Raw genomic sequence first — 23,767 nt, 5'->3', positions numbered from 1 at the left:
ATGCGCCGGCGCGCCCTTCTCACCGGCATCGCCGCCGGCCTTGTGACCGCGGGCACCACGCCCGTCTTCGCCGGCGGCCACCGGACCCTGCACGTTCGCCCCGGCGACAGCGTCCAGGCGGCCGTGGACGCGGTGGACGGACCCGGCGGGACGATCGTCGTGCACCCGGGGACGTACCGCGAGACCGTCGCCGTCCCCGCCGAGACGACGGACCTGACGATCCGCGGGGCCACCGGCGACCCGCGCGACACCGTCATCGTCTTCGACCGCGCGAACGGCACGAAGAAGCCCGACGGCACGACCTACGGCACCGCGGGCTCCGCCACCTTCACCTCGGCGGCCGCCGGACTGACCGTCCGCGACCTCACCCTCGCCAACGACTGGCTGCGCGCCGACCACCCGGACATCACCGGCACGCAAGCGGTGGCGGCCTATGTCCACGGCGACCGCACCCACTTCGACAACGTCCGGCTGCTCGCCCACCAGGACACCCTGTTCGTCGACACGACCGCGCTGGACGCCTTCGACCGGCAGTACTTCTCGCGCTGCCACATCGAGGGCGACGTCGACTTCGTCTTCGGGCGGGCGACGGCGGTGTTCGACCGCTGCCGCTTCCACACGCTGGCACGGGACGTCGACTTCACCCCGAAGGGCATGGTCTTCGCCCCGTCCACCGCCCGCGCCAACCCGCACGGCATCCTCGCGGTCCGCTCCCGGATCACCTCCGGCGCGCAGGACGGGGCGTACAAGCTGGCCCGGCCCTGGGTGCCGTCGTACGAGACGACCGCCTGGCCGTCCCTGGTCGTCCGGGACACCTGGATCGGGCCCGGCATCGATCCGGTCGCCCCCTACACCAACATGCGCGACGCCTATCCCTGGCAGTCCATGCGTTTCCACGAGTACGACAACTCCGGTCCCGGCGCGGTGATCCCGGTCCCGGAGAACCGGCCTCAGCTCACCCCGGAAGAGGCACGGGCGCACACCCCGCGGACCTGTCTCGGCGACTGGTGCCCCGATGTCCGGGGCTGAGCGGCTGAACCGCCGGACCTTCGTCACCGGGGCCGCCGCCGCGGCCTTCCTCGGCGCGGCCCCGGGCTCCGCCGAGGCCGCCGACCTCGTCGACGGCACCCTCCCCGACTTCCACCAGGCCCTCAAGGACGAGCTGAACTTCCCCCTGGCCTGGGGCACTTCGCCCGTCCGTGACGTCCGGGCCTGGCGGCGGGCCGCCCGCGCCACCGTCGAGGAGCACCTCCTCGTCCCACGGCAGGACGGGACGCCGTACGCGCCCGACCACCAGGAGCCCTCCCGCGGCGACGGCTACACACGGGAACTGGTCACGCTCTCCCTCACCCGCTACGAGCGGGTCCGCGCCGCCCTCCTCACCCCGGACGGGCCCGGCCCGTTCCCCGCCGTGCTCCTCCTGCACGACCACGGCGCCAGGTTCGACATCGGCAAGGAGAAACTCGTCCGGCCCTGGTACGACGACACCCGGCTCGCCTCCGCCGAGGCCTGGGCGCAGAAGTACTTCAGCGGGCGGTTCGTCGGCGACGAACTGGCCCGGCGCGGCTACGTCGTGCTGTGCGCGGACGCGCTCGGCTGGGGCGACCGCGGTCCCGTCACCTATGACCAGCAGCAGGCCCTCGCCTCCAACTTCTACAACCTCGGCTCCTCGCTCGCCGGGCTCATGGCCCGCGAGGACGCCCGCGCCGCAGGGTTCCTCGCCGGTCTCGACCGGGTCGACGCCCGGCGCGTGGCGGCCGTCGGCTTCTCCATGGGCGGCTACCGCGCCTGGCAGACGGCCGCGCTCAGCGACCATGTCGCGGCCGGCGCCGCCGTCTGCTGGATGACCGGCCTGAAGGAAATGATGGTGCCCGGCAACAACACGCTGCGCGGGCAGTCGTCGTACTACATGCTCCACCCCGGGCTCGCCCGGCACCTCGACATCCCCGACGTGGCGAGCATCGCCGCCCCCAGGCCGATGTTCTTCCTCGACGGCGCGCAGGACCCGCTCTTCCCCGCCGACGGCGTCCGGGCCGCCTACGCCAGGCTGCGCGCCGTCTGGGACTCGGCCCACGCCGGGCAGCGGCTGCGCACCAAAACCTGGCCGGGCCTCGGCCACGTCTTCACGCAGCCCATGCAGGACGAGGTCTTCGACTGGCTCGACACCGTCCTGTGAACCGTCCCCCGACCCGCACGAGCAAAGGACCGCTCTCCATGTCTCGTCGTACCGCACTCGCCACCGTCGCCGCCCTCGCCCTGGGCACGGGCCTCGCCGTCCTGCCCGGTCAGGCGCAGGCCGCCACGGTGGTCGTCAGCAACTCCACCGACCTGTCCAACGCCATCAAGAACGCCACCGCCGGCACGGTCATCCAGGTCCGCGGCGGCACCTACCACCCGACGGCCACCCTCCAGTCCACGGCCAACGGCACCTCCTCCGCGCCCGTCACGCTCACCGCGTACGGCTCGGAGACCGTGAAGATCGACGGCTCGTCCCTGCCCTCGGGCTCCTGGATCTTCAAGCTGACCGCGGACTACTGGAACGTCTCGAACATCACCTTCCAGAACTCCCCGGACAGCGCGGTCGTCTGCCAGTCCTGCACCGGCACCAACTGGAACAACGTCAAGACCATCAACGGCGGCGACTCCGGCTTCACCCTGACCGGCGACGGCACTGTCAACAACACCGTGAAGAACCTGGACAGTTACGGCAACTACGACGCCGCCACCCACGGCCAGAACGCCGACGGCGTCGCCATCAAGTTCGGCTCCGGCACCGGCAACCTGGTCACCGGGGCCCGCCTGTACAACAATTCGGACGACGGCATCGACCTGTGGTCGTTCTCCTCGCCGGTCACCATCGAGCACACCTGGTCCTTCGGCAACGGCAAGAACCGCTGGGGCGACAGCGCCTTCGAGGGCAACGGCAACGGCTACAAGCTGGGCGGCAACGGCCCCACGGTCGCCCACGTCGTCAACAACTCCGCCGCCTGGGACAACGCCGGCAACGGCTTCACCGAGAACTCCAACACCGGCGCGATCGTCATCAACCGCACCACGGCCTACGCCAACGCCAAGTGGGGCTACTACTTCGCCACGGGCGCGGCGAAGCTCGGCAAGAACCTGGCGGTGAGCAACGCGGGCGGCGCGGTGAGCAAGGGCTCCTCGGTCACCTCGGCCGGCAACAACTGGGACTCCGGCATCTCCACCCCCGCGTTCAAGTCCACGGACGCATCGACCGTCTACAACGCCCGCCAGTCCGACGGCTCCCTGCCCGCGACGACCTTCCTGACGACGGGCAGCTCCACCATCGGCGCGACGATGAACTGAACCGGAACCTTCCCGTCCAGGGCGCTTGACCCGTTTTTTGCCTCCGATCGAGGTATCGATCGGGCAACGGGTCTCGCGCCCGCGGGGGTGACGCGCGTAGAAACCTGTCATGCATAAGCCACTGCGTATCGCGGCGATCGCCGCAGCGTGTGCCCTCTCCGGCGGCGCCCTCTACGGCGCCGGTGCGGCGACGGCCGGACAGTCCACGGCCAACTCCACCCACGAGCCCTACAACATCGGGCTCCTGGTGAAGGACATCGACACCTACTACGGCACTACGGCGGACGCCAACGGCGTGTACCAGGCGTCCCCGGACAGCCCGTACGCCCAGGACCTGGCGCACATCGACGCCGCCGCCCACAAGTACATCGACCAGGCGGCCCGCAAGGCCCACCACCGCGGCGAGAAGCCGGCCGTCGTCTTCGACATCGACGACACGCTGCTGCTCAGCCTGGACTACGAGAAGCGCTACAACTACACGTACAACTCGACCACCTGGGCCGACTACGTGAACAAGGCGGACCGCCCGGGCGTCTTCGGCTCCGCCGAGCTGGTCCGCTACGCCGAGTCCAAGGGCGTCGAGGTCTTCTACAACTCCGGTCTGAGCGAGGCCCAGCGCTCCGCCGCCGTGGAGAACCTGAAGAAGATCGGCGCCGATGTGAACCTCGACGCCGACCACATGTTCCTCAAGGACAAGGCCAACCCGCCGGCCTACCTGTCCTCCTGCGCCACGCCCGGCACCTGGACCTGCACCACCGTGCAGTACAAGTCCGGTACGCGCGAGCACATCGAGGACGACCTCGGCTACGAGATCGTCGCCAACTTCGGCGACCAGTACTCGGACCTGGACGGCGGCTACGCCGACCGCACGTACAAGCTGCCGAACCCGACGTACTTCGTCAGCTAGTCCCTCACGGGCCTGATCGACTCCAGGGTCGGCACGACCGGCTGAAGGGTACCGTCCGCGGCGAACCACAGCCGGTCGGCGGTCGTCTCCCGGTGCATCCCGTCACCGCCGGGCCCTCCCGGCCCGGCGAGGGCGAACCGGTGGTAGACGATGTACCAGTCGTCGGTGCCGGGCACGTTCACCACGGAGTGGTGGCCGGTGCCCAGGATCCCGTACTCGGGACGCTTCGACAGGATCGTCCCCCGCTCGGTCCACGGGCCGAGCGGGGACGGTCCCGTCGCGTAGGCGACGTGGTAGTTCTCGCTGCGCGTGTCGTCCTCGGACCACATGAAGTAGTACGTGCCCTTGCGCTTGACCACGAAGGACCCCTCGCGGAATCCGGACGGGGTGATGTCCTTCACCCGCGCCGGGTCGTACGACGTCATGTCGTCGTTCAGCGGGACCACGTACCCGTGTCCGTTGCCCCAGTAGAGATACGACGTCCCGTCGTCGTCGGTGAAGACGGCCGGGTCGATCATCTGGCCCTTGAGTGAACCGCCCTTCGCCACCAGGGGTTTGCCGAGGGCGTCCTTGAACGGGCCGGCCGGGGAGTCGGCGACCGCGACGCCTATCTGCTGCTCGGCGCAGAAGTAGAGGTAGTACTTGCCGTCGCGCTCGGCGATCGCGGGCGCCCAGGCGTATGTGTCCGCCCAGGAGACGTCGGGCCCGAGGTCCAGGACGACGCCGTGGTCCTTCCAGTGGACGAGGTCGCGTGAGGAGTACGCCTTGAAACTCGTGCTGCCCCAGCCCTGGTTGCCGTCCGTCGTCGGGTAGATCCAGTACCGGCCGTCCAGATACGCCACGTCCGGGTCGGCGTTCAGGCCGGGCAGGATCGGGCTGCGGGTGCGGACGGCCTCGACCGTCCAGGTCCGGTTCGTGCCGTCGGCGGCGGTCACGGTGTACGTCCGAGGGGTGCGGAAGTCGCGGTGCGTACCGGACCTGGGGGTGACGGTCGCTCCCTGGGCGACGGCGATCCGCGGCGCGAGGTGCGCGAGGTCGGCGTCGGGCTCCATGGGCAGCACGACCTTCGACGCGCTGTCGGTGACGACGGCGTACCCCTTCTGGCCCTTCGCCGTGGCGTCCATGACCGAGGTGGGAGTGCTCGGGTAGGCGGCCAGCAGCCGGTCGTACTCCGCCTGCGTCACCGGCATGACCGTGCCGTGCCGGGGGCTTGCCGGCAGCTGGTAGTCCTTCGACATCGTCCACTTGCCCGAGTCGAGGTCGGTGGTCTCGAACGGGACGTAGCCGCGCTCGCCGTACTCGTCGATGAACAGGTACCACTTCTTCTCGGTGTTGGACCGGAAGACCGTCGGCCCCTCGCCCCGGGCGATCGACCCGCTGCCGATGCAGTCGGAGACGAAGTCGTACCTGGCGGAGGTCAGACTCGTCGACTTCTCCGCCGTGATGAACTTCGAGCAGGGGGAGTCGGAGGACGGGTTCCGCTCGTCCTTGGTGTAGCGGTAGTACGTGTCCTTGTACTTGACCACCGTCGAGTCGATCACCGAGTAGCCCGGGTCGTCCCAGACCTTCGGCGCGCTGAAGGTGCGGAAGTCCTTGGTGGTCGCGTACATCATGCGGTTGTACTGGTCCCCGGTGTGCTCGGGGTCGTCGTCGGCGTACAGCTTCGACGCCCAGAAGACGACGTACTCGCCGAGCGAGTCGTCCCAGTAGGCCTCCGGCGCCCAGGTGTTGCCCGCGTTGTCGGGGGCCACCTTCACCAGGCGCTGGTCGCTCCAGTGGACCAGGTCCGTGGACTCCCAGATCATGATCGACTTGCTGCCGTGCCGCTGGACCTGGTCCCAACTGCCGCTGCTGTTCCGGTACATCCTGAGGTCGGTGGCGATCAGGTAGAACTTGTCGCCTTCGGGGGAGCGGATGACGAACGGGTCGCGCAGCCCCTTCTCGCCGATCGTCGACGTAAGGACGGGCTTGCCCTGGTTCAGCTCACGCCAGTGCAGCGGGTCGTTGCCCCGGCTGAGGGCGTACCGGATCTGTTCGCCGTCGGCGCTGCCCTCGCCCGTGAAGTAGGCGAAGAGATAGCCGGCGTACTGGGAGTGCTTCACGGGCGGGGCTCCTGAGTGGGCGGTACCGGGGGGTGCGGCGAACAGGCCGAGGAGGAGGGCGAGGCAGACGACGAGCACGGCTCTGGGGCGCATCGGCGATCCTGTCGGAGTGTGGGGGTTTCTGTTGGGTGTTGCGCGCCTTCGGAGTGTTCCCAGGGGGAAACTGCGCGTCAACAGGCAGAGGCGGGCAGGACGCGGGCGAAACTTTCGATGGACCGGGCCCGGAAACGACGAACGCCCCGCCGGTCGTCACCGGCGGGGCGTCCCTGTCGCCGACGAGGGGGGCTCTGTCGGCGGCTGCTGACCGAGGGGGGCTCAGGTCAGCAGGTCCACTGAGGACGTCATACCGTCCTCCGTCCGTCTTTACGCACTACTAGGGACGTCGAAAGGGGAGGTGAGGTTGTGTCACGTTGGGAAACCGTGGCGCCGTCACGAGCCGTCCGCGCCGCTGGTGTGCGCCGCGAAGTCGCCCCCCACGGCGCGCTGCCGGCCTTCCGCCGTCGCCCGGATCGTGTAGCCGTCGTCCTTGGCGTCCCGGCCGCCGCGCTGATGGTTGTACTGACCGGCGAACACCCACGCGCCCGTGGGGACCGTACGGCCCGCCTTGAGCGTCCAGGTGTACACCAGGAAGCCGTCCCGCTCGCCGACGGCGAGGTCGAAGTCCTGTTCCGGCAGCGAGCGCCAGGCCCCGGTGTCGCTCACCCCACCGGTCTGCGCGACCTTCAACTGCACCACCAAAGAAGTGAGTCGGGCGCTGGTCTTGAGGGTGATGTCGCTCTGCGCCCAGAAGTCGTTGCTGTGCGGGTCCACCGAGCCGTCCGCCCACAGAGGGCCGTCGCTCTCGCCGCCGGCGGACGGCAGCACGGTGACGGGGGGCTTCGTGGGGGACGGGGTGCCACTCGGCCGGTGGGTGCCCGGAGTTCGGCTCGGGGCCGGTTCCACCGGCGGTACGGGTGCCCGGCTCGTCGCGTCCGGCGAGGGCGTGGGCGTCGGGGAGACCGCCACCGTCTGCTGCCGCGGGGCGGCGTCGCCCTTCACCGCGGACGCCACCGCGTACCCGCCGACCGCGAGCATGCCCGCGACCGCGGTCGTGGCGCCCACGACCCGCACCCAGCTCCACACCGGCGTCCGCGTAGCCCGGTGTCCGGCACGGCCGGCCTCGGAGCCCATGCCCCGCTCGATCCTGGCCAGCATGCGGGCCCGGTCCGGCTCGTGCGCCTCGACCGCCTCGTGCAGCCGGGCGCGCAGCTCGTCGTGCACGTCCTGCTGCCTCATCGCGCCGTTCCTCCGGTCTCGCCGCCGCGCGCCATCGCCGCGTGCACCTTCTGTGGGCCGCCCGCGGAGCCGAGGACCTTCTGCAGCTCGGCCATCCCCTTGGACGTCTGGGACTTCACCGTACCCACGGACACCCCCAGGGCGAGCGCGGTGTCCTTCTCCGACAGGTCGAACGCGTGCCGCAGGACCACGCACGCCCGTTTCCTGAACGGCAGCCTGCGCAGGGCCTCCTGGACGTCGACGACACCCGCTATGTCGGGGTTCTCCGTCCGCTCCTCGCGCTGTGACCAGAACAGCGAGACGCGCCGGCGTTCGCGGACGGCGCTGCGGATGCGGGTGCGGGCGAGGTTGGCGACGACTCCGCGGGCGTAGGCGACCGGATGGTCCGCGGCGCGCACCCGGTCCCAGCGGTGCCACAGGGCGAGCAGCGCGTCCGCGGCCAGGTCGTCCGCGGCGTCCGCCTCGCCGGTCAGCAGGTGGGCGAGCCGGGAGAGTTCGGCGTAGTGCCTCTCGAAGAAGGCATGGAACTCCATGGAGGCTGCGTCGTCGACGACAGTGCCCACGGGCGACCTCTCTGCGTGGGTGTCATGTGAATGACATGTGATCATCCGGAGTGCCCCGGTCGAGATCCGGAAGCGTAGCAGCGGCCGACCAATCGCTCTCGTACGGGCCTTCGAACAGGGTGTGACGGGCCGGTCGATTCCGTAACACGGAGAAAACCTGAAACGCGTTCATCGTGGGAACAATCCAGCCAGCATCCGCACTCGTCCGATCAGGCACCGAGGAGCACCCGCCCATGTCCGACACGAAGGACCCCCAGCAGGCCGCCGACCGGCCGACATCAGCGCCACCAGCGGCGAACGGCGTCGACCGGTTCTTCCGGATCTCCGAGCGGGGATCCGGCTTCGGCCGGGAGATACGCGGCGGCTTCGCCACGTTCTTCACCATGGCCTACATCCTTGTCCTGAATCCCATCATCCTCGGCAGCGCGAAGGACAAGTTCGGCCACCAGCTCGACACCGGCCAACTCGTCACCGCCACCGCCCTGGTGGCCTGCGTGATGACGATCATCATGGGCGTCGGCGGCAACCTTCCGCTCGCCATCGCGGCGGGCCTCGGCCTCAACGCCGTCGTGGCCTTCCAGCTGGCGCCGCTGATGAGCTGGCCCGACGCGATGGGCCTGGTCGTCCTCGAAGGCGTCCTGATCTGCGTCCTGGTCCTCACCGGGCTCCGGGAAGCGATCATGAACGCGATCCCGCAGCAGCTGAAGCAGGCCATCGGTGTCGGCATCGGCCTGTTCATCGCCTTCATCGGCTTCGTCGACGCCGGGTTCGTCAGCCGCATCCCTGACGCCGCGAACACCACCGTGCCGGTGCAGCTCGGCGCCGTCGGCCGGCTCACCGGCTGGCCCGTGCTGGTCTTCTGCGTCGGCGTGCTGCTCACCATCGCGCTGCTCGCGCGCAAGGTGAAGGGCGCGATCCTGATCAGCATCGTCACCATGACGGTCGTCGCAATCGTCATCAACGCCATCGCCGACGTCAAGAGCTGGGGTCTGACCACACCGAAGCTGCCCGACAAGATCGTCGCCGCCCCCGACTTCGGGCTGATCGGCCACTTCAGCCTGTTCGGCGGCTTCGCGAAGGCCGGTATCCTCACCGCCGTCCTGCTGGTCTTCACCCTGATCCTGTCGGACTTCTTCGACGCCATGGGCACCATCGTCGGCATCAGCGCGGAGGCCGGACTGCTCGACGACCGGGGCCAGGTGCCGGGGATCGGGCGTGTGCTGTTCATCGACGGCGCGGCGGCCGTGGCCGGCGGTCTGGGCTCGGCCTCCTCCAACACCGCCTACATCGAGTCGGCGGCGGGCGTCGGCGAGGGGGCGCGCACCGGGTTCGCGAACCTGATCACCGGCGGCCTGTTCGGACTGGCGCTGTTCCTCACGCCGCTGCTGACCATCGTCCCGCTGCAGGCCGCGGCGCCCGCCCTGATCGCGGTCGGCTTCCTGATGATGACCCACGTCAAGCACATCGACTGGGACCGGTACGAGATCGCCATCCCGGCGTTCCTCACCATCGCCGTCATGCCGTTCACCTACTCCATCACCGACGGCATCGGCGCGGGCTTCCTCGCCTACGTCCTCATCAAGGCGGTGCTGGGCAAGGCGCGGGACGTGCACTGGCTGCTGTGGGGCGTGTCGGCGCTGTTCCTGGTGTACTTCGCGATCGATCCGGTGGAGCAGATCCTCGGGGTCAAGTGAAGTCACGTGACTGCAGCGCCCCGTAAGGGGCGCGGGGAACTGCGCGACCAGCCACGGACGGCCCGCAGCCGATCGCGCAGTCCCGGTCAGTTCTTCAACGCCGCCTGCATCATGGCCTTCGCGACCGGCGCAGCCAGCCCGTTGCCGCTCACCTCGGACCGCGCCGCGTTCGACTGCTCGACCACGACCGCCACGGCGACCTCCTTGCCGCCGGCCTTGCCGTAGGACGTGAACCAGGCGTACGGCGTCTGGCTGTTGTTCTCGCCGTGCTGGGCCGTGCCCGTCTTGCCGCCGACCGTCACCCCGGAGATCCGCGCGTTGGTGCCGGTGCCCTTCTCCACGACCGTCTGCATGGCCGACTGCAGCTGCTCGGCGGTCGAGGAGCTGACGATCTCCTCGGTGCCCGCGCTGTCGTCGTAGTTCTTCAGCACGTCACCGCCGCCGTCGGTGATCTGCGCGACCATGTGCGGCGAGACCAGCTTGCCGCCGTTGGCGATCGCGGCGGACACCATCGCCATCTGCAGCGGGGTGGCGGTGACGTCGAACTGGCCGATGCCGGTCAGGGCGGTGGAGGACTCGTTCATGCCGGAGGGGTAGACGCTGGTGTACGCCCGCACCGGCACGTCCTGGGCGTCGTCGTTGAAGCCGAACTTCTCGGCCATCGCCCGCACCTTGTCCTGGCCCAGCTGCACGGCCATCCGGGCGAAGACGTTGTTGCAGGAGTACTCCAGCGCGGTGCGGATCGAGGCGTTCTCGCACGGCGCGTTCGGGTTCTCGTTGGACAGCGCGCGGGTGGTGCCCGGCAGCGTGTACGGATCGGGGCTGGCCGTGTGCTGGTCCACGGAGGAGTACAGGCCGTCCTCCAGCGCGGCCGCCGCCACGACCAGCTTGAACGTCGAACCCGGCGGCAGCGGCTGGCGCAGCGCCCGGTTGGTCAGCGGCTTGTCCGGGTCGGCGTTGAGCTTCTTCCAGGCCGATCCCGCCGTGTTGGCGTCCGTCAGGGACGTCGGGTCGTACGACGGCGTGGAGACGACCGCCAGGATCTTCCCCGTCTTCGGGTCGATCGCGACGGCCGCGCCCTTCTTGGCGCCGAGCGCGTCGTACGCCGCCTTCTGCACGGCCGGGTCGATCGTCGTGACCACGTCTCCCGGCTCGGCACGCTTGCCGGTGACCGTGTCCATCACGGTCTTCAGGCGGTTGTCCGTGCCGTTGAGCAGGTCCTGGTAGATGCCCTCCAGCTGGGTGGGGGCGTACGCCTGCGAGGCGTAGCCCGTCACCGCCGCGTACAGCTCGCCGTTCCTGTACGTGCGCTTGTACGCCAGATCACCGCTCTTCGTCCGCGCCGAACCGGTGACCGAGCGTCCGGCCACGATGATGTTGCCGAGCGGCTCCGCGTACGTCTGGATCACGTTGCGCCGGTTGTACTTGTCGTCCGCTAGGGCCTTGCCGTCGTAGTACTGCACCCAGGTCGCCCGGATCAGCAGGGCGAACACGAGCAGCAGCACGAAGACGGAGGTCCGCCTGATCGTCTTGTTCATCGCGATCGTGAAGACGAGCGGGAAGGGGCGGAACGTTCCCTTCCCGCCGGATTCTCATCGGGCGCTCATGAACCTCACGCCTCCAGCGTGAGCACGACCTCGTCGATCTCCGCGCCCCGCGCGTTCGCGAAGCCCGTCGCATGCGCAGTCAGCCGGAACCCGCACTTCTCCAGCACCCGCCGCGAGGCGGCGTTGTCCGCAGCGGCCCGCGCGTACAGCGGCCGCTCCGGCACCTCGGCCAGCAGCGCCCGCAGCGCGGCCGTGGCCACGCCCCGCCCCCAGTACGCCCGGTCCACCCAGTAGGTGACCTCACGCTCGCCCGGGTCCCCGTACACGGCCGCGCTGCCCACCACGTCACCCTCCAGCAGGACCGTGCGCAGCAGGTTTCCGCCGGCCCGGATCCGTTTCCAGTGCGCGTCGAAGGCGTCCCGGTCGGCGGGATCCTTCGCGGTGAAGGCGGCCATGTGCAGGGCCTCGGGATCGTTCATCTGCCGGTAGAAGACGGGCAGATCGCTGTCGTGCACTTCACGCAGTACGACGTCCATGGACGAAGAGGCTAGTGCCTGTCGTTTGGATCAGGTCGGCGACAGGGGACGGTGCGTCACGGCCGACCCGAGCGGGGTCTGGTGCGCGTGCCAGGGCCCGCGACGCCGAGCTGATCCCAACGGCAGGCACTGGGGGTCACAGCCGCCGGGTCGCCAGGGTGAGTCGGTCGCGCGCGTCGAACAGGGCGTCCTTGACCAGCTGTTCGTGCGCCGGCGTGAGCCGGGCCACCGGCACCGAGCAGCTGATCGCGTCGCGCGCGGGTGTGCGGTAGGGGATGGCGACGCCGAAGCAGCGCAGGCCCAGCGTGTTCTCCTCGCGGTCGACGGCGAAGCCCTGCTCGCGCACCTGGTGCAGCTCCTCGATGAGCTTCTCCCGGTCGGTGATCGTGTTCTCGGTCAGCGCGGGGAGCGTCTCCGGGAGCATCTTGCGGACCTGCTCGTCGGAGTACGTGGCGAGGATCGCCTTGCCGAGCGAGGTCGAGTGCGCCGGGAGGCGGCGGCCGACGCGGGTGAAGGGGCGCAGGTAGTGCTGGGACTGGCGGGTGGCGAGGTAGACGACGTTGGTGCCGTCCAGCCGGGCCAGGTGGATGGTCTCGGTGGTGTCGTCCGAGAGGCGGTCCAGCGTCGGGCGGGCCGCGGCGACCACCTCGTCGCCGTCGATGTAGGAGGTGCCCACCAGCAGCGCCCGTACCCCGATGCCGTACCGCGTGCCGGTCGCGTCGGTCTCCACCCAGCCCAGCTCCACCAGCGTGCGCAGGAGCATGTAGAGGCTGGACTTGGGGTATCCGACGGCCTCCTGGACCGATGCGAGGGAGTGCATGCCGGGGCTGCCGGCGAAGTACTCGAGCAATTCGACGGTTCGCACCGCGGATTTGACCTGCGCCCCGCCGCCTGTCTCGGCTACCGACATCGCCCTGGACCCCTTCGTTGGACGAGAAACCGAAGTTATAGTCTCCAACAGCATATTCATCATCAGAGACAGCGTTCAGTATATCGAACGACCCTGGTGAATGACCCTGATACACCTGGAGGGATCCGCGGTGGCAGCAGCACCAGTCTGGAGTGTCGACCCCCGAACCGGGAAGCAGCGGGAACAGGTTGCGGTGGAGGCCACAGCCCAGGAGGTCGACGCCACCGTCCGCGCCGCCCACGCGGCCCGCGCCTCCCTCGCCGACCGCGCCGTCCGCGCGGCCTTCCTGCGCACCGCCGCCGAGCAGCTGGAGGCGGCCAGGGAATGGCTCGTGGAGACCGCCGACGCGGAGACCGCGCTCGGCCCGGTCCGGCTCACCGGCGAGCTCGCCCGCACCTGCTTCCAGCTGCGGGCCTTCGCCGACATCGTCGACGAGGGCGCCTTCCTCGACGTGATCATCAACCACCCCGACGACACCGCGACGCCCCCGATCCCGGACCTGCGCCGCTACAAGGTGCCCCTCGGCGTGGTGGCCGTCTACTCGGCCTCCAACTTCCCCTTCGCCTTCTCCGTGGCCGGCGGCGACACCGCGAGCGCGCTCGGCGCGGGCTGCCCGGTCGTCGTCAAGGCCCACCCCGACCACCCGGCCCTGTCCGAGCTGGTAGCCAAGGTGCTGCGCCGGGCCGCCGCCGCGCACGGCATCCCCGAGGGCGTCGTCGGCCTGGTGCACGGCTTCGAGGCGGGCATCGAGCTGGTCCGGCACCCGCTGGTCTCGGCGGCCGGCTTCACCGGTTCCGTCAAGGGCGGCCGCGCCCTGTTCGACGCGGCGGCCGCGCGGCCGGTGCCGATCCCCTTCCACGGCGAGCTCGGCTCCCTGAACCCCGTCGTCGTCACGGAGGCCGCGGCCGCCGAGCGCGCCGAGGCCATCGGTGCGGGCCTGGCCGGCTCCATGACCCTCGGCGTCGGGCAGTTCTGCGTGAAGCCCGGCCTGGTGCTGGCCCCGGCGAGCGCGGCGGGCGACCGCTTCCTGAAGTCGCTGACCGACGCCGTGAGCGACACGGACGCCGGGGTGCTCCTCGACCACCGCATGCGCGACAACTTCATCGCCGGGGTCGCCGAGCGCACCAAGCTGCCGGACGTGGAGTCGCCGGTGACGCCCGGCTCGGGCGGCGAGCACACGGTGAGCGCCGGCTTCCTGACCGTCGCGGCCGACAAGCTCACCGAGGAGGGCGCGTACGACCTCCTGCTGGAGGAGTGCTTCGGCCCGGTCACGGTCGTCGTCCGCTACGACGACGACGCCCAGGTGCAGAGCGTGCTCTCGCGCCTGCCCGGCAACCTCACCGCGACGGTCCACCTGTCGGCCGAGGAGGCCGCGGGCGAGGGGCGCGGCGCGCAGATCCTGGCGGAGCTGACACCGCTGGCCGGCCGCGTGCTGGTCAACGGCTGGCCGACCGGCGTCGCCGTGGCCCCGGCCCAGCACCACGGCGGCCCGTACCCGGCGACGACGTCGACCTCGACGTCCGTCGGCGGTACGGCCATCGAGCGGTGGATGCGGCCGGTGGCGTACCAGGGCGCGCCCGAGGCGCTGCTTCCGCCCGAGTTGCGGGACGACAACCCGCTCGGTCTGCCGCGTCGGTTCAACGGCCGGCTGGAACGCTGACCGGACCCACCTGACACAATCGCCCGATGGACGTCGAACTCCCCGAACTCCCCTTCGCCCTGCGCACATACGGCCCCGAGGGCAACTGGTCCTACGAGGACGGTGTGCTCACCGGCTGGGCCGGCCCTCGGCAGGACCGGTTCGTGCCGCCCACCGGTGAGGCCCTCGAACCGGCCTCGGACGCCCCGCGGCTGCTGGGCTGGCCCGAGGGGGACTTCCAGCTGATCGCCCGCGTCACGGTCGGCTTCGCGGGGGCGTTCGACGCGGGGGTCCTCTACGTCCATGTCGGCGAGCGGGCCTGGGCCAAGCTGTGTCTGGAGTACTCCCCGGACGTGCCCACCGTCTGCACGGTGGTCACCCGGGGGCACTCCGACGACGCCAACTCCTTCACCGTGGACGGCAGTTCGGTGTGGCTCCGGGTCAGCCGCACCGGCCGCGCCTTCGCCTTCCACGCCTCCCGCGACGGCGAACGCTGGACTTTCGTCCGCCTGTTCACCCTGGGCGCCGAGAAGGAGACGGACGCGGCCCTGGTCGGCTTCATGACCCAGTCCCCGATGGGCGAGGGCTGCGTCGTCACCTACGACCACATACAGTTCCGCCCCCACTGGCCCGAAGACCTGAGAGACGGCAGCTGAGCACACCCAGCCCGTCCGGCGTTTGAGGACAAGGCCCCTTCAGGGCCGAAGGGGGGTCCGGGGGCACAGCCCCCGGCACTCACCGCAACCGCAAGGCAGCCGCCCAGGTCAGCGCCAGCGCCCCCGCACTGATCAGCAACGCCACCCGCATCCCGTCCACGAACCCACCCTCCACCAGCGACCCGAACACCGCGATTCCCAGCCCCCCGGCCACCTGCCGCGCAGCGTTCAGCACGCCCGCCGCGAGCCCCGCCCGCTCCACCGGCACCGCGTCCATCATGGCCGCCGTCAGCGGCGGCACCGTCAGCGCGCACCCCAGCGCCAGCGGCACGAGGAGCACGGCCGTCAGGACGGAGGACGTGCCGGCGTCGACGTACAGCAGGACGATCAGGCCAGCGACGGCGAGCGCCTGCCCCACCAGCATCGGCGGCTTCGCCCCGTACCGCCCCGCGAGCTTGCCCGCGACGACGTTCGTCACCGCGATCAGGCCGGTCATGGGCAGGAACGCCAGCCCGGCGCGCAGCGCGGACAGCCCCGCTTCCGCGCCGAGAGCGGGGTCAGCCCCCTGCAGTGGCTGCTCCACCAGCGCATCGAGCGCGCCAGGGAACTCCTGGAGACCACCACCCTTCCCGTGGACCAGGTGGCCCGCGCCAGCGGCCTGGGCACCGCCGACTCGCTGCGCGCCCATGTCGTCCGCCGCACCGGCCTGACGCCGAGCGCCTACCGCACGCAGTTCAGCCGGCTGGGAACCGCGGCCTCCGCGGACACGTCCTCCGCTGCATGATCAGTGACCGAGTCAGGGGAGCCCGGGTGATCCGCACGGTGCTGCCCGCCGAGGCCGAGGCCGTCACCGCCCTGCACGCGCGCGCCCGGGCGACCTACTACCCGGACGGCGTCCCCGAGGACGGCACCGACTGGCTCGCCGCCTGGCACGGAGCCATCACGCGGCCGGACGGCGAGGTGCTGTGCCTCGTGGAGCAGGGCCGCATCGTCGCCGTCGCCTCCTTCCGCACCCCGCCGGACGCCGACGCGGACACGGTCAAGCTGTACCAGTTCCACGTCGACCCGGACGCCTGGCGCCGCGGCGTCGGCACGGCCCTGCACACCGCCTGCGCCGAACAGTGGCAGGCCGACGGCCGCCGCGTCGCCGTCCTCGACGTCCACGTCGACAACCGGCGCGCCCAGGCCTTCTACGCCAGCCAGGGCTGGGTCCCCGACCCGGAGAACCCGCCCGTCGAGGACGACCACCACCTGTTCCTGCGGTATGCGGTGACGGGGGAATGATCCCCGCTGCTTGAACGTTCACCCACTCGGCGGAGGCGGCCTCCGTACCCGTACGAGCTGGAGAGAACATGAAGGTCGAGATCTGGTCGGACATAGCGTGCCCCTGGTGCTACGTGGGCAAGGCGCGCTTCGAGAAGGCGCTCGCCGCCTTCCCGCACCGCGACCGGGTCGAGGTGGTGCACCGCTCCTTCGAGCTGGACCCGGGCCGCGCCAAGGGCGACGTCCAGCCGGTGATCACCATGCTCACCAGGAAGTACGGCATGAGCGAGGCCCAGGCGCAGGCCGGCGAGGAGAACCTGGGCGCGCAGGCGGCCGCCGAGGGCCTGGAGTACCGCACCCGCGACCGCGACCACGGCAACACCTTCGACATGCACCGCCTGCTGCACCTCGCCAAGGAGCGGGGCCGGCAGGACGAGCTGATCCAGGTCCTGTACCGGGCGAACTTCGCCGAGGAGCGCTCCGTGTTCTCCGAGGGCGACGAGCGGCTGGTCGAGCTCGCCGTCGCCGCCGGGCTGGACGCGGAGGACGCCCGCGAGATCCTCGCCGACCCCACCGCCTACGCCGACGACGTCCGCGCCGACGAGCGCGAGGCCGCCGAGCTGGGCGCCAACGGCGTCCCCTTCTTCGTCCTGGACCGCAAGTACGGCGTCTCCGGCGCCCAGCCCGCCGAGGTCTTCACCCAGGCGCTGACCCAGGCCTGGGGCGAGCACTCCCCGCTGCAGCTCCTCGACCAGGGTGACGCGGACGCCTGCGGTCCCGAGGGATGCGCGGTGCCGCAGAGCTGAACACGCAGGTCGGGGCCCATTCATAAGTCCTGCTTAGGGAAACCACGCAGAAAACGGCAATGGACTATGAGTTCCGTGGGGCCCACAGTGGACTCATGGAGACCTTCGAGAGCCTCGTCCGCGCCGAGTTCGCCCCGGAGAGCACCTACCTCAACACCGCGAGCAACGGCCTGCTGCCCGCCCGCACGGTGACCGCCCTGCACCAGGCGGCGCTGCTGCGGGCCCAGGGCCGTCCGCTGACCCCGCTGCACGAGGACGTGGAGGCCTGCCGGGCCGGGTACGCCCGGCTCGCGGGTGTTCCCGCCACCCGGGTGGCGGCGGGTGCCTCCGTTGCCGCGCACACCGCGGTGATCGCCGCCTCACTGCCGTCCGGTGCCGAAGTCCTCACCGCCGAGGACGACTTCACCTCCGTCCTCAACCCCTTCCACGTCCGCGGCGACCTCAAGGTGCGCGCGGTGCCGCTGGAGGGGATCGCCGAGGCCGTCCGCCCGGGCACCGCGCTGGTCGCAGTCAGCGCCGCGCAGTCCGCGGACGGGCGCGTCGCCGACCTGCCCGCCCTGCGCGAGGCCGCCCGCACCCACGGGGCGCGTACCTACGTGGACTTCTCCCAGGCCGCCGGCTGGCTGCCGATGGACGCCGACGCCTACGACTTCAGCGCCACGGTCTCCTTCAAGTGGCTGCTCGGCCCGCACGGCGCGGCCTTCCTCGTGGTGCCGGAGGACTTCGGGGGGCTGACCCCGGTGCTCGCCGGCTGGGTCGCGGGCGAGCGGCCGTGGGACAGCTGCTACGGCCCGGTCGCCGAACTCGCCCACTCCGCCAGGCGGTTCGACCTCACCCCGGCCCTCTTCACCTTCGCCGGACTGCGCCGCTCGCTCGACCTGATCGAGGAACTCGGCGTGGCCGCCGTCCACGCGCACGACGTGGCCCTCGCCGACCGGTTCCGCGCGGGGCTCGCGCGTCTCGGGCACGAGGCCGTGCCCGCGCCGGGCTCGGCGATCGTCTCGGTCCCTGGGCTCGGCGACCGCCAGCCCGCCCTGAGCCGGGCCGGCATCGAGGTGTCGGACCGCGCCGGCAATCTGCGCGCCTCCTTCCACCTCTACAACACGCCCGCCGACGTGGACCGTCTGCTGGACGCGCTCTCCGGGTGACGGACGCGACCGGGCCGGGGCCTCCCGTCCCACACGAGGAGGCCTCGGCCCGGTGCTTTCAGGGGGTCACTTCACCGGGGTGAAGTCCCGGGCGCCGATGAACTCGGGGCGCCGGATCGGTGCCGCGAACGGCTCCGCCGCCTTGTTCTCCACGCTGTTGAAGACGATGAAGACGTTGCTGCGCGGGAACGGCGTGATGTTGTCGCCGGAGCCGTGCATGGCGTTGCAGTCGAACCAGGTCGCCGAACCGGCCTTGCCCGTGAACAGCTTGATGCCGTACTGGCTCGCCATCTCGGTCAGCGCCTCGTCCGAGGGCGTGCCCGCGTCCTGCATCTGCAGCGACTTCTTGTAGTTGTCCTTCGGGGTGGCGCCGGCGCAGCCCAGGAACGTCCGGTGCGAGCCGGGCATGATCATCAGCCCGCCGTTGGTGTCGTAGTTCTCGGTCAGTGCGATCGAGACGGACACCGTGCGCATGTTGGGCAGGCCGTCCTCGGCGTGCCAGGTCTCGAAGTCCGAGTGCCAGTAGAAGCCGCTGGCCCCGAAACCGGGCTTGACGTTGATCCGCGACTGGTGGACGTACACGTCCGAGCCGAGGATCTGCCGGGCCCGGCCGACGACCCGCTCGTCGCGCACCAGCTTCGCGAACACCTCGCTGATCCGGTGCACCTCGAAGACCGAGCGGATCTCCTTCGACTTCGGCTCGACGATCGACCGCTCGTCGGCCCGGATCTCCGGGTCGGTGACGAGCCGCTCCAACTCACGCTGGTAGACGCCCACTTCGTCCGGGGCGATGAGCTGGTCGACGGCGAGGAAGCCATCCCGCTCGAACGACTGCAGATCGCCGGCCGAGATCGGGCCCGGGGCGTCGGGGGCGCCCCACAGGACGGGGTCCTGGCGCGGGACCGACACCTCGGTGGTGCCGCGGGTGGGGTAGAGATCGGTGACGGTGGTCATGGGGTTCTCACACCTCCTCGGGCTCGGTGAGCAGCGGGTAGACGCCGTTCTCGTCGTGGTCCTCCCGGCCGGTGACGGGCGGGTTGAAGACACAGATGCAGTGGAAGTCCTCCTTGACCTTGAGCGTGTGCCGCTCGTGGCCGTTGAGGAGGTACATGGTGCCGGGCGTGATGTGGTAACTCTGCCCGGTCTCGCGGTCGGTCAGCTCGGCGTCGCCCTGGGTGCAGACGACGGCCTCGATGTGGTTGGCGTACCACATGTGGGTCTCCGTGCCCGCGTAGAGGATCGTCTCGTGCACCGAGAATCCGACCCTCTCCTTGGCCAGGACGATGCGCTTGCTCTCCCAGGTGCCGGACGCGGATTTCACATGCCGGTCGGTGCCTTCGATCTCCTTGAACGAACGGACGATCACTGTGCTGCACTTCTCCTTTGTCGGCGGGTTTCTCAGTGGGTCTCGCGCACGGACCGGGCGAGGACGCTCAGCCCCTCGTCGAGCTCGTCGGCCGTGACGGTCAGGGCCGGCAGCAGCTTGACGACCTCGCTCTCCGGGCCCGACGTCTCGATGAGCAGGCCGAGTTCGAAGGCGCGCCGCGCGATCCGGCCGGCGCGCTCCTTGTCGTGGAACTCCATGCCCCACACGAGCCCGCGGCCGCGGTACTCCTTGACCTCGCCGCGGTTCTCCTCGGCGATGGCGGCCAGCGCCCGCTCGACCTGCTCGCCGCGCGTGCGGGTCTGCTTCTCCATCGCCGAGCCGTCCGCCCAGTACGCCTCCAGCGCGGCGGTGGCCGTGACGAAGGCCGGGTTGTTGCCGCGGAAGGTGCCGTTGTGCTCGCCCGGCTCCCAGATGTCCAGCTCCGGCTTGAACAGGCACAGCGACATGGGCAGTCCGTAGCCGCTGATGGACTTGGAGACGGTGACGATGTCGGGCGTGATGCCGGCCTCCTCGAAGGAGAAGAAGGCGCCGGTGCGGCCGCAGCCCATCTGGATGTCGTCGACGATGAGCAGCATGTCCTGCCGCTCGCACAGGTCGGCGAGCGCGCGCAGCCACTCGGGGCGTGCCACGTTGATGCCGCCCTCGCCCTGCACGGTCTCCACGATCACCGCGGCGGGCTTGTTCAGACCGGAGCCCTGGTCCTCCAGGAGCCGCTCGAACCACAGGAAGTCCGGGACCTTGCCCTCGAAGTAGTTGTCGAACGGCATCGGCGTGCCGTGGACCAGCGGGATGCCGGCGCCGGCCCGCTTGAAGGCGTTGCCGGTGACGGCGAGGGAGCCGAGCGACATGCCGTGGAAGGCGTTGGTGAAGGACACGATGGCCTCGCGGCCCTTGACCTTGCGGGCGAGCTTCAGCGCCGACTCGACGGCGTTGGTGCCCGTCGGCCCGGGGAACATGACCTTGTACGGCAGGTCGCGCGGACGCAGCACCAGGTCCTGGAAGGTCTGCAGGAAGGACCGCTTGGCGGTGGTCGACATGTCGAGCCCGTGCGTGACGCCGTCCCGCTCCAGGTAGTCGATCAACGCCCGTTTCAGGACCGGGTTGTTGTGGCCGTAGTTGAGTGAACCGGCGCCGGCGAAGAAGTCCAGGTACTCGTGGCCGTCCTCGTCGTACATACGGCTGCCGTGCGCACGGTCGAAGACGGTGGGCCAGCCGCGGCAGTAGCTGCGCACCTCGGACTCGAGGGTCTCGAAGACGCTGAGGTCGGGCTGGGTGATGGTCACGACGAATCGCTCCTCGTTGCGTGGGGGAGTGCGTGGGGTCGTCAGCTGCGAGTGAGGGAGTGAGGGGAGGCCGGCGTCAGAGGGCGAGCGGGCCGATGCGGTACAGGACTTCCGGGTCGTGCGGACCGTCGGGGAACAGGCCGGTGTCGAACAGCACCTCGCGCTCCACCCCGGCGCCGTGCCGCTCGGCGAAGGAGGTGAACAGGCGCTCGGAGGCGGTGTTGCCGGGCGTGATGGTGGTCTCGATCGCGGTGATCCGGTGTTCGCCGGTCAACCGGGCGACGAGCCCGTCCAGCAGTGCGGCCGCCAGTCCCCGCCCGCGCTGGGCCTCGTCCACCGCCACCTGCCAGATCAGCAGGGTGCGCGGACGGTCGGGCCGCACGTAGCCGGTGACGAAGCCGACGGCGTCGCCGTGCTCGTCGCGCGCCACGGCCGAGGTGGCGGCGAAGTCGCGGCACCACAGCAGATAGCTGTACGACGAGTTCAGGTCGAGCACCTTCGAGTCGCGCGCTATCCGCCACAGCGCTGCGCCGTCCCTCACCGAGGGACGGTCGATTTGCAACTGTGCTGAATCTGCTTGTGCGGCGGTCATGCGAATTGAACTTACCGAGAGGAATTTAAAAATGCATGGCCGATCGGGGTTACGTATGGGCGGTGCGTATGTTATCGCGCGGGCGCGAGCCGACTCCGGAGTCGCGGCCGAAAAGGCCCGTTTTGGCCGGTAAATACCACACAAAACGGGCCGCTTGTGTAACGTGTCACACCCGTGTAACCCTCACGAGATCTACCCGAATTACCCCCGCCGGTGTTCGCGAAATCTTTGCGTTTAGGACCGGGGAGAGCGGGCAGGAGAAGACGGGAAGCTGCCCCGGAATTGTATTGAGTAAATGCTGCCGAATTCAGGCGCCGGTAACTCCGTCGATACGCTCGCGCAGAATATCCGCGTGCCCGTTGTGCCGGGCGTACTCCTCGATCATGTGAAGGAACACCCAGCGCAGGCTCACCTCGGCACCCGCCATCGGACCGTCGGCCAGGCGCCCGGTCTGCTCCAGCGGCCGTCCGGCGCACAGCTCCCGGCCCCGGGCGATCTCCCGGCGCCACACGTCCAGCGCCTCCTGCAAACCCCGCGCGGGATCGAGCCCGTACCCGCTCTCGTTCCCCTCGCCGTACACCGGCGGGACGTCCAGCCCCGCCACCGTCCGCTGGAACCAGTTCCGCTCCACCTCGGCCATGTGCTGCACCAGCCCGAGCAGCGTGAGCACCGACGGCTCGGCCGCGGCGGCCCGCACCTGGGCGTCGTCCAGCTCCTTGCACTTCAGCTCCAGCGTGGCGCGATGGAAGTCGAGCCAGTCGTCGAGCATGGGGCGTTCGTCGCCGGTGAGTCGGGGGACGGGGCGGCCGTCGGGAAGAACGGGGCGCGTCTCGATGGTCATGCGGGCAGCATGGCACGCGGGTTCGGCGGCGCCGTCTCGAATCGGCCGCGGTCAGCGCCAGGCGTTCTCCGCCGCCCGGCGCGCACCCTCCAGGTCCACGGTCAGCCCCTGCTCCGCAAGTGCGGCACCCAGCGCCGCCAGGCATCCCTGCACGGTCCCCGCCGTCGCGTCCGAGCCGTAGTCGTTGACCCGGATCATCTCCTTGGCCAGCGCGCCCCCGCCCGCCGCCAGCGGCAGTGCCGGGTGCGCCGCCAGGGCCCGCGCCACCAGCTCCGAGGCCACCACACCGGCCGGCGTCCGCAGCGTCGTGGCGACGGGCGCCGCCTCCCGGGCGTCGTGGACGTACGGCTCCAGACCTCCGCCCAGGGCCAGGGCCCCCGCCCGGGTGGCCGCGGCCGCCGCCCGGTGGCGGCCCATCACCGCGTCCAGGCCCTGTGCCTCGATCCGCTCCAGGCACGCCTCCAGCGCGAGCATCTCCAGCTGCGCCGGAGCGTGCGGCAGCACCTTCCGGCCCCCGTCGAGCCACCGCTCCTTCCAGTCAAGGAGCGAGAGGTAGGACCGGCGCGGCGCCCCGGGGTTCGCCGCCATCCGGGCCCACGCCCGCGCGCTCACCGACACCGCCGACACCCCGGCCGGGCCGCCCATCGCCTTCTGCGCCCCGATCACGCACAGGTCCACGCCCCACGCGTCCACCAGCACCGGCTCGGCCCCGACGGAGGCGACCGCGTCGACGTAGAACAGCGCGCCCCGCTCCCGTACCACCTCGCCGATCTCGGCGACCGGGTTGGTGTTGCCGGTCGCCGCCTCGGCGTGGACCAGGGAGACGAAGTCGATCTCCGGGTGCTCGGCGAAGGCCTCCCGGATCTGCTCGGCGCTCACCGCCGTGTGGAAGGGCACCGACAGGTCGATCACCGTCGCCCCGCAGTCCCGCAGCCAGTCCCCGAACGTCTGCCCGTACGGCCCTGTGATCACGTTCAGGGCGGTGGTCCCGGGAGCCGCCGCCCCGCGGATCGCCCCCTCCAGCGGCAGCAGCGCCTCGCCCTGCATGATCACGACGTCCTGCTCGGTGCCGAGCAGCCGGGCCACCCGGTCCTCGACGGAGGCGAACCGCGCGGCGCTCAGCGGGGGCAGGTCGAGGAAGGGGTGGGTCACGGCGATGCTCTCCTCGCTCACGAGTGGTCGGCTCAGTCGAGGGTATCCGCCCCTCGCGACCCTCCTGTCGACTCCCCGCGCTTGCGACTTCTTAGGCCGGGCGACCTCGTCACCATCGGTTTGATTTGAGAGACCCAAA

At 70.5% G+C, this 23,767-nt stretch carries 22 protein-coding genes and 2 pseudogenes; 11 read left to right on the top strand and 13 right to left on the bottom strand.

Annotation, left to right across the window (positions count from 1 at the left end):
* The 4 genes from LN251_RS03440 (at position 1) to LN251_RS03425 (ending at position 4,234) form a co-directional block, all read left to right on the top strand.
* Positions 1-1,029, top strand: a complete 1,029-nt coding sequence (locus LN251_RS03440) for a pectinesterase family protein (RefSeq protein WP_458243024.1) — start codon at positions 1-3, stop codon at positions 1,027-1,029.
* The gene (locus LN251_RS03435) at positions 1,016-2,176 is read left to right on the top strand and encodes a dienelactone hydrolase family protein (RefSeq protein WP_458243023.1); all 1,161 of its coding nucleotides are present in this window, start codon (positions 1,016-1,018) and stop codon (positions 2,174-2,176) included. The genes LN251_RS03440 and LN251_RS03435 overlap by 14 nt, the downstream gene beginning before the upstream one ends.
* Before the next feature lie 38 nt (positions 2,177-2,214).
* A complete protein-coding gene (locus LN251_RS03430; protein ID WP_458243022.1) occupies positions 2,215-3,327 on the top strand; it encodes a right-handed parallel beta-helix repeat-containing protein in 1,113 nt (370 codons plus the stop codon).
* A gap of 109 nt (positions 3,328-3,436) precedes the next feature.
* Positions 3,437-4,234, top strand: a complete 798-nt coding sequence (locus LN251_RS03425) for an HAD family acid phosphatase (RefSeq protein WP_403953389.1) — start codon at positions 3,437-3,439, stop codon at positions 4,232-4,234.
* Here the strand turns inward: LN251_RS03425 and LN251_RS03420 are convergent.
* The 3 genes from LN251_RS03420 to LN251_RS03410 all read right to left on the bottom strand — a co-directional run bounded on the left by LN251_RS03420 (position 4,231) and on the right by LN251_RS03410 (position 8,174).
* Positions 4,231-6,429 carry a family 43 glycosylhydrolase gene (locus LN251_RS03420; RefSeq protein WP_458243021.1) on the bottom strand — a complete coding sequence of 733 codons (2,199 nt, stop codon included), beginning with the start codon at positions 6,427-6,429 and terminating at the stop codon, positions 4,231-4,233. The genes LN251_RS03425 and LN251_RS03420 overlap by 4 nt on opposite strands.
* A gap of 336 nt (positions 6,430-6,765) precedes the next feature.
* Complete coding sequence (locus tag LN251_RS03415) at positions 6,766-7,611, bottom strand: hypothetical protein (RefSeq protein WP_458243020.1); 846 nt, start codon at positions 7,609-7,611, stop codon at positions 6,766-6,768.
* Positions 7,608-8,174: a SigE family RNA polymerase sigma factor gene (locus tag LN251_RS03410; protein ID WP_458243019.1), complete on the bottom strand. Its 567-nt coding sequence runs from the start codon at positions 8,172-8,174 to the stop codon at positions 7,608-7,610. Before LN251_RS03410 ends, LN251_RS03415 begins: the two co-directional genes overlap by 4 nt.
* 233 nt (positions 8,175-8,407) lie before the next feature.
* Here LN251_RS03410 and LN251_RS03405 point away from each other — a divergent pair, with 233 nt between their 5' ends.
* Entirely contained in the window at positions 8,408-9,868 is a 1,461-nt protein-coding gene (locus tag LN251_RS03405) for an NCS2 family permease (RefSeq protein ID WP_458243018.1), read from the top strand.
* Between the two features lie 86 nt (positions 9,869-9,954).
* On the opposite strand, the gene LN251_RS03400 is transcribed toward LN251_RS03405, so the two are convergent.
* From LN251_RS03400 to LN251_RS03390, 3 genes are all read right to left on the bottom strand, one after another.
* Entirely contained in the window at positions 9,955-11,406 is a 1,452-nt protein-coding gene (locus tag LN251_RS03400) for a peptidoglycan D,D-transpeptidase FtsI family protein (RefSeq protein WP_458243017.1), read from the bottom strand.
* Between the two features lie 74 nt (positions 11,407-11,480).
* The gene (locus LN251_RS03395; protein WP_458243016.1) at positions 11,481-11,951 is read right to left on the bottom strand and encodes a GNAT family N-acetyltransferase; all 471 of its coding nucleotides are present in this window, start codon (positions 11,949-11,951) and stop codon (positions 11,481-11,483) included.
* 136 nt (positions 11,952-12,087) lie between these two features.
* The gene (locus LN251_RS03390) at positions 12,088-12,861 is read right to left on the bottom strand and encodes an IclR family transcriptional regulator (protein ID WP_458243015.1); all 774 of its coding nucleotides are present in this window, start codon (positions 12,859-12,861) and stop codon (positions 12,088-12,090) included.
* Between the two features lie 130 nt (positions 12,862-12,991).
* Here LN251_RS03390 and LN251_RS03385 point away from each other — a divergent pair, with 130 nt between their 5' ends.
* The gene (locus tag LN251_RS03385; RefSeq protein ID WP_458243014.1) at positions 12,992-14,521 is read left to right on the top strand and encodes an aldehyde dehydrogenase (NADP(+)); all 1,530 of its coding nucleotides are present in this window, start codon (positions 12,992-12,994) and stop codon (positions 14,519-14,521) included.
* 26 nt (positions 14,522-14,547) lie between these two features.
* Positions 14,548-15,156: a DUF1349 domain-containing protein gene (locus tag LN251_RS03380; RefSeq protein ID WP_458243013.1), complete on the top strand. Its 609-nt coding sequence runs from the start codon at positions 14,548-14,550 to the stop codon at positions 15,154-15,156.
* A gap of 79 nt (positions 15,157-15,235) precedes the next feature.
* Here the strand turns inward: LN251_RS03380 and LN251_RS03375 are convergent.
* Positions 15,236-15,691 (bottom strand): annotated as a pseudogene (locus LN251_RS03375) (MFS transporter); the annotation flags it as partial.
* Here LN251_RS03375 and LN251_RS03370 point away from each other — a divergent pair.
* The 4 genes and pseudogenes from LN251_RS03370 to LN251_RS03355 all read left to right on the top strand — a co-directional run.
* A pseudogene (locus LN251_RS03370) lies at positions 15,692-15,940 on the top strand (helix-turn-helix domain-containing protein); the annotation flags it as partial. It lies immediately after the preceding pseudogene.
* Entirely contained in the window at positions 15,937-16,440 is a 504-nt protein-coding gene (locus LN251_RS03365) for an N-acetyltransferase family protein (protein WP_458243012.1), read from the top strand. The pseudogene LN251_RS03370 and the gene LN251_RS03365, both read left to right, overlap by 4 nt.
* Positions 16,441-16,508: 68 nt before the next feature.
* A complete protein-coding gene (locus LN251_RS03360; RefSeq protein WP_458243011.1) occupies positions 16,509-17,225 on the top strand; it encodes a DsbA family oxidoreductase in 717 nt (238 codons plus the stop codon).
* Between the two features lie 95 nt (positions 17,226-17,320).
* Complete coding sequence (locus tag LN251_RS03355) at positions 17,321-18,373, top strand: aminotransferase class V-fold PLP-dependent enzyme (RefSeq protein ID WP_458243010.1); 1,053 nt, start codon at positions 17,321-17,323, stop codon at positions 18,371-18,373.
* A 66-nt stretch (positions 18,374-18,439) separates the two neighbouring features.
* Here LN251_RS03355 and thpD read toward each other — a convergent pair whose 3' ends face one another.
* The 6 genes from thpD to LN251_RS03325 all read right to left on the bottom strand — a co-directional run bounded on the left by thpD (position 18,440) and on the right by LN251_RS03325 (position 23,628).
* Positions 18,440-19,327, bottom strand: coding sequence for an ectoine hydroxylase (gene thpD / locus LN251_RS03350; RefSeq protein ID WP_458243009.1), 888 nt, complete (start codon positions 19,325-19,327; stop codon positions 18,440-18,442).
* Between the two features lie 7 nt (positions 19,328-19,334).
* On the bottom strand, positions 19,335-19,739 hold the full coding sequence (locus tag LN251_RS03345; protein WP_458243008.1) for an ectoine synthase: 405 nt from the start codon (positions 19,737-19,739) through the stop codon (positions 19,335-19,337).
* Positions 19,740-19,771: 32 nt separating this feature from the next.
* A complete protein-coding gene (gene ectB, locus LN251_RS03340; protein ID WP_458243007.1) occupies positions 19,772-21,043 on the bottom strand; it encodes a diaminobutyrate--2-oxoglutarate transaminase in 1,272 nt (423 codons plus the stop codon).
* A 76-nt stretch (positions 21,044-21,119) separates the two neighbouring features.
* Positions 21,120-21,635: a diaminobutyrate acetyltransferase gene (gene ectA / locus LN251_RS03335; protein ID WP_458243006.1), complete on the bottom strand. Its 516-nt coding sequence runs from the start codon at positions 21,633-21,635 to the stop codon at positions 21,120-21,122.
* A gap of 307 nt (positions 21,636-21,942) precedes the next feature.
* Positions 21,943-22,476, bottom strand: a complete 534-nt coding sequence (locus LN251_RS03330; RefSeq protein ID WP_458243005.1) for a DinB family protein — start codon at positions 22,474-22,476, stop codon at positions 21,943-21,945.
* A gap of 51 nt (positions 22,477-22,527) precedes the next feature.
* Positions 22,528-23,628, bottom strand: coding sequence for a pyridoxal-phosphate-dependent aminotransferase family protein (locus tag LN251_RS03325; RefSeq protein WP_458243257.1), 1,101 nt, complete (start codon positions 23,626-23,628; stop codon positions 22,528-22,530).
* Positions 23,629-23,767: the final 139 nt, after the last annotated feature.

It is taken from the genome of Streptomyces sp. MAI_2237 (assembly GCF_054189285.1).
This window is presented reverse-complemented; position numbering and strand designations above follow the sequence as displayed.

Excerpts from the sequence above, each read along its gene's own strand:
- LN251_RS03415 (WP_458243020.1), bottom strand. The coding sequence starts at position 7,611 with ATGAGGCAGCAGGACGTGCACGACGAGCTGCGCGCCCGGCTGCACGAG.
- LN251_RS03430 (WP_458243022.1), top strand. The coding sequence starts at position 2,215 with ATGTCTCGTCGTACCGCACTCGCCACCGTCGCCGCCCTCGCCCTGGGC.
- LN251_RS03360 (WP_458243011.1), top strand. The coding sequence starts at position 16,509 with ATGAAGGTCGAGATCTGGTCGGACATAGCGTGCCCCTGGTGCTACGTG.
- LN251_RS03400 (WP_458243017.1), bottom strand. The coding sequence starts at position 11,406 with ATGAACAAGACGATCAGGCGGACCTCCGTCTTCGTGCTGCTGCTCGTG.
- LN251_RS03420 (WP_458243021.1), bottom strand. The coding sequence starts at position 6,429 with ATGCGCCCCAGAGCCGTGCTCGTCGTCTGCCTCGCCCTCCTCCTCGGC.
- LN251_RS03380 (WP_458243013.1), top strand. The coding sequence starts at position 14,548 with ATGGACGTCGAACTCCCCGAACTCCCCTTCGCCCTGCGCACATACGGC.
- ectA (WP_458243006.1), bottom strand. The coding sequence starts at position 21,635 with ATGACCGCCGCACAAGCAGATTCAGCACAGTTGCAAATCGACCGTCCC.
- LN251_RS03425 (WP_403953389.1), top strand. The coding sequence starts at position 3,437 with ATGCATAAGCCACTGCGTATCGCGGCGATCGCCGCAGCGTGTGCCCTC.
- LN251_RS03365 (WP_458243012.1), top strand. The coding sequence starts at position 15,937 with ATGATCAGTGACCGAGTCAGGGGAGCCCGGGTGATCCGCACGGTGCTG.
- LN251_RS03355 (WP_458243010.1), top strand. The coding sequence starts at position 17,321 with ATGGAGACCTTCGAGAGCCTCGTCCGCGCCGAGTTCGCCCCGGAGAGC.
- LN251_RS03435 (WP_458243023.1), top strand. The coding sequence starts at position 1,016 with ATGTCCGGGGCTGAGCGGCTGAACCGCCGGACCTTCGTCACCGGGGCC.
- LN251_RS03330 (WP_458243005.1), bottom strand. The coding sequence starts at position 22,476 with ATGACCATCGAGACGCGCCCCGTTCTTCCCGACGGCCGCCCCGTCCCC.
- thpD (WP_458243009.1), bottom strand. The coding sequence starts at position 19,327 with ATGACCACCGTCACCGATCTCTACCCCACCCGCGGCACCACCGAGGTG.
- LN251_RS03405 (WP_458243018.1), top strand. The coding sequence starts at position 8,408 with ATGTCCGACACGAAGGACCCCCAGCAGGCCGCCGACCGGCCGACATCA.
- LN251_RS03440 (WP_458243024.1), top strand. The coding sequence starts at position 1 with ATGCGCCGGCGCGCCCTTCTCACCGGCATCGCCGCCGGCCTTGTGACC.
- LN251_RS03395 (WP_458243016.1), bottom strand. The coding sequence starts at position 11,951 with ATGGACGTCGTACTGCGTGAAGTGCACGACAGCGATCTGCCCGTCTTC.
- LN251_RS03390 (WP_458243015.1), bottom strand. The coding sequence starts at position 12,861 with ATGTCGGTAGCCGAGACAGGCGGCGGGGCGCAGGTCAAATCCGCGGTG.